Origin of the sequence: Chryseobacterium sp. VD8, from assembly GCF_037149975.1 — a bacterium.
GTDB lineage: Bacteria > Bacteroidota > Bacteroidia > Flavobacteriales > Weeksellaceae > Chryseobacterium > Chryseobacterium indicum.
The window spans coordinates 1-2,574 of record NZ_JBBCQL010000363.1; the positions used below are offsets into that span (position 1 = coordinate 1).

Annotated in this window: 2 protein-coding genes and 1 pseudogene; all 3 read left to right on the plus strand. The window is 37.8% G+C overall.

The window, feature by feature from the left end; translation table 11 throughout:
- Nucleotides 1-4 precede the first annotated feature (4 nt).
- Nucleotides 5-1,144: an acyl-CoA dehydrogenase family protein gene (locus WFK35_RS22085; protein ID WP_076390246.1), complete on the plus strand. Its 1,140-nt coding sequence runs from the start codon at nt 5-7 to the stop codon at nt 1,142-1,144.
- A 34-nt stretch (nt 1,145-1,178) separates the two neighbouring features.
- Nucleotides 1,179-1,676, plus strand: coding sequence for a DinB family protein (locus WFK35_RS22090; RefSeq protein ID WP_336734740.1), 498 nt, complete (start codon nt 1,179-1,181; stop codon nt 1,674-1,676).
- Nucleotides 1,677-1,881: 205 nt separating this feature from the next.
- Nucleotides 1,882-2,574: pseudogene (locus WFK35_RS22095) on the plus strand (reprolysin-like metallopeptidase); the annotation flags it as partial.

The following is a 2,574-nucleotide window of genomic DNA, read 5'->3' on the forward strand; positions in this document are numbered from 1 at the left end:
CTATATGAATACAGAGACTATTGACAACATCAAAATGATAGCGGAAACGGCAAGAGAGTTTGCTGAAAAGAATATTAGACCTAATATTATGGAGTGGGACGAAAGCCAGACTTTTCCTAAAGATTTGTTTCATGAGTTAGGAGAAATGGGGTTCATGGGGATCGTTATTCCGGAACAGTATGGAGGTTCAGGTCTTGGTTATCATGAATATGTAACAATTCTTGACGAAATTTCTCAGGTAGATCCATCCATCGGTCTTTCTGTGGCAGCACACAATTCACTTTGTACCAACCATATTTACGAATTCGGAAACGAAGAGCAGAGAAACAAATGGCTTCCTCAGCTGGCTTCCGGTAAAGTAATCGGGGCGTGGGGACTTACAGAACACAATACAGGTTCAGATTCCGGAGGAATGTCTACTACTGCGGTAAAAGACGGTGACGAATGGATCATTAACGGGGCAAAAAACTTCATTACTCACGCGATTTCAGGAGACATCGCTGTTGTGATGACGAGAACAGGTGAAAAAGGAGCTAAAAATAATTCCACTGCATTTGTTCTGGAAAAAGGAATGCCCGGTTTTTCTTCAGGTAAAAAAGAAAACAAACTGGGAATGAGAGCTTCCGAAACGGCTGAATTAATCTTTGATAACGTTCGTGTACCGGATTCTCACAGATTGGGAGAAGTAGGTGAAGGTTTCAAACAGGCAATGAAAATCCTTGACGGAGGAAGAATTTCTATCGCCGCTTTAAGTTTAGGAACTGCAAGAGGAGCTTACAAAGCTGCTTTAAAATATGCTAAAGAAAGACAGCAGTTCGGAAAATCTATTTCAGAATTTCAGGCAGTTAATTTCATGTTAGCAGATATGGCGACAGAAATTGACGCGGCGGAACTATTAATCCAAAGAGCATCAACTCTAAAAAATGCGAAGCAGAAAATGACAAAAGAAGGAGCAATGGCAAAATTATATGCTTCTGAAGCCTGCGTAAGAATTTCTAATAACGCGGTGCAGATTTTCGGAGGATACGGTTATACCAAAGATTTCCCGGTAGAGAAATTCTACAGAGATTCTAAACTTTGCACCATCGGAGAAGGTACTTCCGAGATCCAGAGACTGGTTATTGGCAGAGATATTACAAAATAAATTTTAACTAAATTATTTCAAAAAACATCAACAAATGATTAAACAGGCATTATTAGGTGAATTTTTGCATGAAGCAGAAAACACCCGAAAACTTTTACAGGCAATTCCGGACAGTGCTTTGGATTACAAGCCGTCTGAAATTAACTGGACAACAGCACAGCTGGCTTCTCACGTAGCCGAAGTTTACAACTGGTACGACGGAACATTTAATCAGGATGTATTCGATATGAGAACATACCAATACGACAAAGGTGATATTTCCAAAGCGGAAAATATTGTTGCCAAATTTGAAGAAAATGTTGCTAAAGCGCAGAAAGCCATTGAAAGTTGGGATGAAAACACCATGATGAACGAGTGGAAAATGGAAATGGGAGGAAATTCGATATTTCCGCCAATGCCTAAAATTCAGGTTATCCGTTCGTTTCTGTATAATCATTTGTACCATCATCGCGGTGAGTTGGTAGTGTATTTAAGATCCACAGGAAATAAAGTTCCGGGACTTTACGGACCAACTGCAGATGATAAGTTTTAAAAATTAGAATTAAACTATTAATAATTCAATAGCATCAGTATTTTGCGGGTGCTATTTTCTTTTTTTGAGAAATTCACTATATGATGATATTTAATGTATTGCATAATTGTTTAATCGTATTGTCTAAATTTTTCTTAAAAAATTTTGTTTTTCGTAACATTTTTTTCATTAGCTTTGGAATTCCACAATCAAATAGAAAACTTGTATGAGAAAACAGCTATTGGTGATTGGAATGCTTGCATCAGGTATTTCATTCGCTCAGACCGATCGACTTTGGTCTGAATCGTCAAGAAAATCAGCTACTGAAATTTTTGAAAACAAATTAACCATTAACAATCCAAAAATCTACAGTCTGGATATTAATGGTTTAAAAAATGCTCTTGCCAAAGCTCCAAAAAGACTTGCAGCAGGAGAAAAGTCTGAAATTATTATCTCGTTCCCGAATTCTGAGGGAAAAATGGAAAATTTTAAAGTAAGAGAAAACTCTAACTTTGATCCTCAACTGGCAGCAAAATATCCGGACATCAAATCGTACGTTGGTGAAGGATTGGGAGACTCCGGTTCTACAGTTTATTTCAGTGTTTCTCCATTAGGACTGTCTTCTATGGAAATCTACGGAGATAAATCAGCGGTTTTCATCGAGCCTTATTCAAAAGATCTTTCAACGTATGTGGTTTATAAAAAATCCGACAAGAAAGACGATTTAAGCAAATTTGAATGTACTGTTATTGATGTTGCACAGAAAGGCGTTGCAAACACTACAAATTTAGTTGCAAGACCAAATGCAGATGATGCAAAACTGAGAACATTCAGACTGGCATTGTCCTGTACAGGAGAATATACAGCGTATTTCGGTGGAACAAAAGCGAATGCGCTAGCTGCAATGAACAATACCATG